Origin of the sequence: Myxococcus llanfairpwllgwyngyllgogerychwyrndrobwllllantysiliogogogochensis (genome assembly GCF_006636215.1) — a bacterium.
Classification (GTDB): domain Bacteria; phylum Myxococcota; class Myxococcia; order Myxococcales; family Myxococcaceae; genus Myxococcus; species Myxococcus llanfairpwllgwyngyllgogerychwyrndrobwllllantysiliogogogochensis.
In genome coordinates, this window is sequence record NZ_VIFM01000049.1 from 47,766 (window position 1) to 53,946 (window position 6,181).

General features: G+C 67.4%; 5 protein-coding genes. All 5 read left to right on the plus strand.

Annotation, left to right across the window (positions count from 1 at the left end):
* Positions 1-25: 25 nt before the first annotated feature.
* Positions 26-1,366, plus strand: coding sequence for an NADH-quinone oxidoreductase subunit NuoF (gene nuoF, locus FJV41_RS14975; RefSeq protein ID WP_141643157.1), 1,341 nt, complete (start codon positions 26-28; stop codon positions 1,364-1,366).
* Positions 1,363-1,872: an NADH-quinone oxidoreductase subunit J family protein gene (locus tag FJV41_RS14980; RefSeq protein WP_141643158.1), complete on the plus strand. Its 510-nt coding sequence runs from the start codon at positions 1,363-1,365 to the stop codon at positions 1,870-1,872. Before nuoF ends, FJV41_RS14980 begins: the two co-directional genes overlap by 4 nt.
* 76 nt (positions 1,873-1,948) lie before the next feature.
* The gene (gene nuoK, locus FJV41_RS14985; RefSeq protein WP_141643162.1) at positions 1,949-2,251 is read left to right on the plus strand and encodes an NADH-quinone oxidoreductase subunit NuoK; all 303 of its coding nucleotides are present in this window, start codon (positions 1,949-1,951) and stop codon (positions 2,249-2,251) included.
* A gap of 22 nt (positions 2,252-2,273) precedes the next feature.
* Complete coding sequence (nuoL, locus tag FJV41_RS14990; protein ID WP_141643159.1) at positions 2,274-4,502, plus strand: NADH-quinone oxidoreductase subunit L; 2,229 nt, start codon at positions 2,274-2,276, stop codon at positions 4,500-4,502.
* Positions 4,499-6,181: complex I subunit 4 family protein (locus FJV41_RS14995; RefSeq protein WP_141643160.1), on the plus strand; the 1,683-nt coding region annotated here is incomplete at its 3' end. The genes nuoL and FJV41_RS14995, both read left to right, overlap by 4 nt.

Consider the following 6,181-nt stretch of genomic DNA (forward strand, 5'->3'; position numbering starts at 1 on the left):
TTTCACTCAGGTAGGACGTCATCACATGACCGCTACGGCAAAGACGATCGACCCGATCATCTCGGCGGCCTGGGGCAAGCCGCAGTCCTGGACCCTGGACAGCTACAAGAAGCGCGGTGGCTACGAGGGCCTCAAGAAGGCGCTGGAGATGCAGCCGGCGGCCATCATCGACGAGGTGAAGAAGTCCAACCTCCGAGGGCGCGGCGGCGCCGGCTTCCCCACGGGCCTGAAGTGGAGCTTCGTCCCCAAGGACAGCCCCAAGCCCAAGTACCTGGCCGTCAACGGCGACGAGTCCGAGCCGGGCACCTTCAAGGACCGCTACATCCTGGAAGACGACCCGCACATGATGCTGGAGGGCATCGCCATCGCGTCGTACGCGCTGGGCGTGCACACCTGCTACGTGTACCTGCGCGGCGAGTTCAAGTTCCCCGCGGAGCGCTGCCAGGCGGCCATCGACGAGGCCTACAAGGCGGGCATCTTCGGCAAGAAGATGCTGGGCAAGGACTTCGAGCTCAACTGCTACCTGGTCCGTGGCGCTGGCGCCTACATCTGCGGCGAGGAGACGGCCCTGCTGGAGAGCCTGGAGGGCAAGAAGGGCTGGCCGCGCCTCAAGCCCCCCTTCCCCGCGGTGGTCGGCCTGTTCGGCAGCCCCACGGTGGTGAACAACGTGGAGACGCTCGCCAGCGTGCCCCACGTCTTCACGGGGGGCTCGGACTGGTACGCGAAGCTGGGCACGGACAAGTCGGGCGGCACGCGCCTGGTCTGCCTGTCGGGCTCCGTGAACCGCCCCGGCGTCTACGAAGTGTCCATGTTCACCACGCTCGCGGAACTCATCTACGACGACAAGTTCGGCCGGGGCATGCCGGCGGGTCGCAAGGTGAAGGCCGTGATTCCGGGCGGGTCCTCGGCGCCGGTGCTGGGCGCGGACGAGCTGGACGTGGCGATGGAGTTCGAGGCCCTCAAGGTCAAGCAGACCATGGCGGGCTCCGGCGGCGTCATCGTCATGGACGACTCCACCTGCATGGTGCGCAGCCTGTGGCGCGTGGCGCGCTTCTACGCGGAGGAGTCCTGCGGCCAGTGCACGCCGTGCCGCGAAGGCACGCCGTGGCAGACGCGGCTTCTGCGCAAGATTGAAGAAGGCCGCGGCGAGCCGGGCGACATCGAGATGCTGTCCAACGTGGCGTCCTCGATTGCCCCCTACCCGCCCATCGGCCTGGGCAACACCATCTGCGCGCTGGGTGACGCGGCGGCGCTGCCCACGCACTCGTTCCTGATGCGGTACAAGGACGAGTTCGAGGCCCACATCCGCGAGCACCGCTGCCCGTTCGGCGACAAGCCCTGGGGTTCGTTCGGAGACTGGTCTTGAACATCGAGCTCATCCTCTTCGGGGCGTTCGCGCTCCTGACGCTGCTGTCGGCCGGGACGGTCATCTTCGCGCGGAGCCCCATCAACTCCGCCATGGCCCTGGTCTCCACCTTCTTCTTCCTGGCGGGCCTGTACATCCTGCTCTGGGCGCACACGGTGGCGGTGCTCCAGGTGCTCGTCTACGCGGGCGCCATCATGGTGCTCTTCCTCTTCGTCATCATGCTGCTCAACCTGGGGGAGTCCCCCACGCGGGGCCGGCCCACGCTGGCGCGAATCGTGGGTGGCGCCTCCACGGTGGGCCTGCTGGTGGTGCTGGGCATCGCCCTGTCGAAGCTGCCTTCCGGGCCGCCGCCCTCGCTGGGACTGGAGGGGCAGGCGACCTTCGGCACCATGGCGACCCTGGGTCAGGTCATCTTCACCCAGTGGCTGCTTCCCTTCGAAGCGGTGAGCTTGCTGCTGCTGGTGGCCATGGTGGGCGCCGTGGTGGTGGCCAAGTCGCGAATCTGATCGCTGCCGACTCCCCCCCAACTTTCTGTGCTAGATGGCGGCGCAGGTCGTCGCCCGCGAGGCCCCGAATCGGCCCATGGTCCCCATCTCCTACTATCTCCTGCTTGCCGCCGCCCTGTTCTGCATGGGCATGTTTGGCGTGATGGTGCGCCGCAACGCGCTGGTCATCTTCATGTGCGTGGAGCTGATGCTCAACGCCGCGAACCTGACCTTCCTCGCGTTCGCCCGAATGCACGGAGACAGCGTTGGCCATGTCTCCGCCTTCTTCGTCATCGCCGTCGCGGCGGCGGAAGCGGCCATTGGCCTCGCCATCGTCATCGCCGTCTTCCGGAGCCGAGGCAGCGTCCTGGTGGAAGACATCCGGACCATGAAGCACTGACGGACCCGCCAGGAGCCCTGTCATGACCCTCTCGCAATTCCTGACGACGGCGCCCGTCGCTCCCGACGTGATGGCGCCCTCCCTGTGGCTCATCATCGCCCTGCCGCTGCTCGGCGCGTTCATCTGCGGCGTGTTCGGCAAGATGCTGGGCCGGGCCAACGTGAACCTGGTCGCCTGCTCGGCGGTGGGCGGCGCGTTCGTGCTCAGCGTGCTGGCCTTCTGGGCCACCAGCGCCACGGACCCGGAGACTCGCAGGCTCCTGTCCTTCCTCGTGAACCCGTTCGGCAACGAGCGCGACTACGTGCGCTACGCCCTGGCGCACGACTACGGCACCTGGTTCGCCGTGGGCGACTTCCGGGTGAACTTCGGGCTGATGGTGGACCACCTGTCGGGCACCCTGCTGCTGGTCATCACCGGCGTCGGGTTCCTCATCCACCTGTACTCCACCAGCTACATGGAGCACGACGAGTCCTACTGGCGGTACTTCGCGTACCTGAACCTGTTCGTCGCGGCGATGCTGACGCTGGTGCTGGCCGACAACCTGGTCCTGCTCTTCGTGGGCTGGGAAGGCGTGGGCATGGCCAGCTACCTGCTCATCGGCTTCTGGTACACGGACCCGGCCAAGGCGTGGGCGGGCCGCAAGGCGTTCGTCACCAACCGCATCGGTGACTTCGCGTTCCTCATCGCCACGTTCCTGATGGTGCTCCTGGTGGGCGCCTTCAACAAGCAGGCCGACGAGCGCGACTACACGGTGGCGGGCAGCAGCAGCCAGCGCTACGCGTCCGCGCTCCAGGACAAGGGCCCCGTCACCTTCCTGGGCCTGCAGAAGATGGCCGAGGCGCTGCCCGAGGGCGGCGGCAAGGTGACGCTGTCCACCCCCATCGCCGCGGGCCCGTTGGAGGGCTACACGTTCGGCGGGGTGATGACGGCGGCGATGCTGCTGTTCCTGCTGGGAGCCGCGGGCAAGAGCGCGCAGCTGCCCCTCTACGTCTGGCTGCCGGACGCGATGGCGGGCCCGACGCCCGTCTCCGCCCTCATCCACGCGGCGACGATGGTCACCGCCGGCATCTACCTGTTCAGCCGCATGTCCGCGCTGCTGGTGCTCAGCCCCACGGCCATGGCCACGGTGGCCATCATCGGCGCGCTGACCTCGCTGCTCGCGGCGCTCATCGCCTTCGCGCAGGACGACATCAAGAAGGTGCTCGCCTACTCCACGGTGTCCCAGCTGGGCATCATGTTCATGGGCGTGGGCATGGGCGTGTTCTGGGCGGCGGTGCTCCACCTCGTCACGCACGCGTTCTTCAAGGCCTGCCTCTTCCTGGGCGCCGGCAGCGTGATGCACGGCAACGGGGACGAGACGGACATCAAGAAGCTGGGCGGCCTGCGCCACGAGATGAAGTGGACGTGGGGCACGTTCTTCGTCGCCACGCTGGCCATCACCGGCATCATCCCGCTGTCCGGCTTCTTCTCGAAGGACGCCATCTTCCACGGAGTGCACCACAACCACCTGGAAGGGCTGCACTGGGTGTCCAGCGTCGTCTACTACCTGGGCCTGCTCATCGCCGCCTGCACCGCGTTCTACATGACGCGCGTGTACCTGCTGACCTTCGAGGGTCAGCGCTCCAAGGAGGCGAAGCTGGCGCACGCTCACGAGAGCGCGTGGCAGATGACGCTGCCCCTGGTGGTGCTGGCGGTGCTCAGCGTGGTGTCCGCGGTGTACGCGTGGCCGCTGATGAAGGCGCCGGGCGACGGCCGGCCCCAGCCGGTGTTCGAGAACTTCCTGAGCCCGGTGTTCGCGGCGATGAACCGCATCGTGGCGTCGGGCAAGACGGTGGAGCTGGACACCAGCGTCCCCGCCATGGGCGACTACGTCTTCGCGTGGCTCGTCGCCGTCTCTGGCGGCGCGCTGGCGGGCTTCCTGTACCTGCGCTTCTTCCCGGCGCGCGTGGGCCAGCCGGTTCCCGCGTTCGCCCGGGCGGTGCGCCGCACGGCGCAGAACAAGTTCTACGTGGATGAGCTGTACGAGCTGGCCATCATCCGGCCGGTGAAGTTCATGAGCTTCATCCTCTTCCGCGTGGTGGACGCGCTCCTCATCGACACCGTGGCGGTCCGCGGCACGGCGTGGGTGACGGCGCGAGTGGGCAGCGCGCTGCGCTACGTCCAGTCGGGCGACGCCCAGGCCTACGCCGCAGTGATGGCCCTCGCCCTGCTGGGCGGAGTCGCCTACGCCCTCATCCAGGTGCTGCAATGAGCTTCTTCGACACCCACCTGCTCAACCTCGTCGTCTTCCTGCCCCTCATCTTCGCGGTGCTGGTGTTGATGCTGCCGGCGGGCGAGTCGGGACAGATTCGCACCGTCACGCTCATCGCCATGCTGGTGGACCTCGTGTTCGGCGTGTGGGCGTACATGCGCTTCGAGCCGGGCGGCCCGGAGTTCCAGCTCGAGTACCGGGTGTCCTGGTTCAAGGAGTTCGGGCTCAGCTACCACCTGGGCGTGGATGGCCTGGCGGTGAGCCTGCTGCTCCTCACGGTGTTCCTGGGCCCGCTGGTGGTGATGGCCTCCACCACGTACATCAGCCACCGCATCAAGGAGTTCCACCTGGCGCTGCTGGTGCTCCAGACGACGATGCTGGGCGCGCTGGTGTCGCTGGACGTGCTGCTCTTCTACATCTTCTTCGAGGCCATGCTCATCCCCATGTACCTCCTGGTGGGTGTGTGGGGCGCCGAGGACCGCCAGATGGCGGCGGTGAAGTTCTTCCTCTACACGCTGGTCGGTTCGCTGCTGATGCTGGTGGCGCTCATCGCCGTGTACTTCATCAGCTCGCCCGCGGGCGCGCGCTCGTTCGACTACTCCACGATGTACAACGGCCTGCTGGACGCGAACCGTCAGCTGTCCGCCTGCAACGCGGGCCCCCCCGGAGCGTGTGACTCGCTCACGGGACTGGCCGCGACGCTGCACACCTATGGCCCGTGGCTCTTCGCCGCCTTCGCGCTGGCGTTCGCCATCAAGGTGCCCATGTGGCCGGTGCACACGTGGTTGCCGGACGCGCACGTGCAGGCGCCGGTGGCCGGCTCCATGATTCTGGCTGGCGTCATGCTGAAGATGGGCACGTTCGGCTTCTGGCGGTACGCGATTCCGTTCTTCCCGGTGGCCGCGCAGAACGCCCGGCCCTTCCTGGCGACGCTGGCCGTCATCGGCATCGTGTACGGCGCGCTGATGTGTCTGGCGCAGCGGGACATCAAGAAGCTGATTGCCTACTCGTCCGTGAGCCACCTGGGCTACTGCATGCTGGGCATCTTCGCCCTGACGGCGGAGGGTGCCACGGGCAGCGCGTACCAGATGCTCAACCACGGCATCTCCACGGGCGCGCTGTTCCTCCTGTTCGGCTTCCTCTACGAGCGGCGCCACACGCGACTGATGGCGGACTTCGGCGGCATCGCCAAGGTCATGCCGGTGTTCACCGTGGCCTTCGTCATCATCACCTTCTCGTCGGTGGCGGTGCCGGGCACCAACGGCTTCATCGGTGAGTTCCTCGTCCTGCTGGGCACGTTCAAGTCGGACCTGGGCGCGGCCGCCGGCAACCCGCACCTGACGATGGTGTTCGGCGCGTTCGCCACCCTGGGCGTCATCCTGGGCGCCGCGTACATGCTGTGGATGGTGCAGAAGGTGTTCTTCGGCGGCCTCACGCACCGCGAGAACCAGCACCTGACCGACATGAACCTGCGGGAGATGCTCACGGTGCTGCCCTTCATCATCCTCGTCGGAGTGATGGGCCTGATGCCGCAGCCGTTCCTCGACCGCATCGAGCCGTCCACTGGCCGCTTCCTCGCCCGCGCTCGCGTGGGCACCCCGGGAGCCACCGTGCAGGAGGACCAGGTGCGCGTGGAGGTGATGGCGCTGCCGGCCCACCCCACCGTGGCTGCTCCGAGC

Excerpts from the sequence above, each read along its gene's own strand:
- nuoK (WP_141643162.1), top strand. The coding sequence starts at position 1,949 with ATGGTCCCCATCTCCTACTATCTCCTGCTTGCCGCCGCCCTGTTCTGC.
- nuoF (WP_141643157.1), top strand. The coding sequence starts at position 26 with ATGACCGCTACGGCAAAGACGATCGACCCGATCATCTCGGCGGCCTGG.
- nuoL (WP_141643159.1), top strand. The coding sequence starts at position 2,274 with ATGACCCTCTCGCAATTCCTGACGACGGCGCCCGTCGCTCCCGACGTG.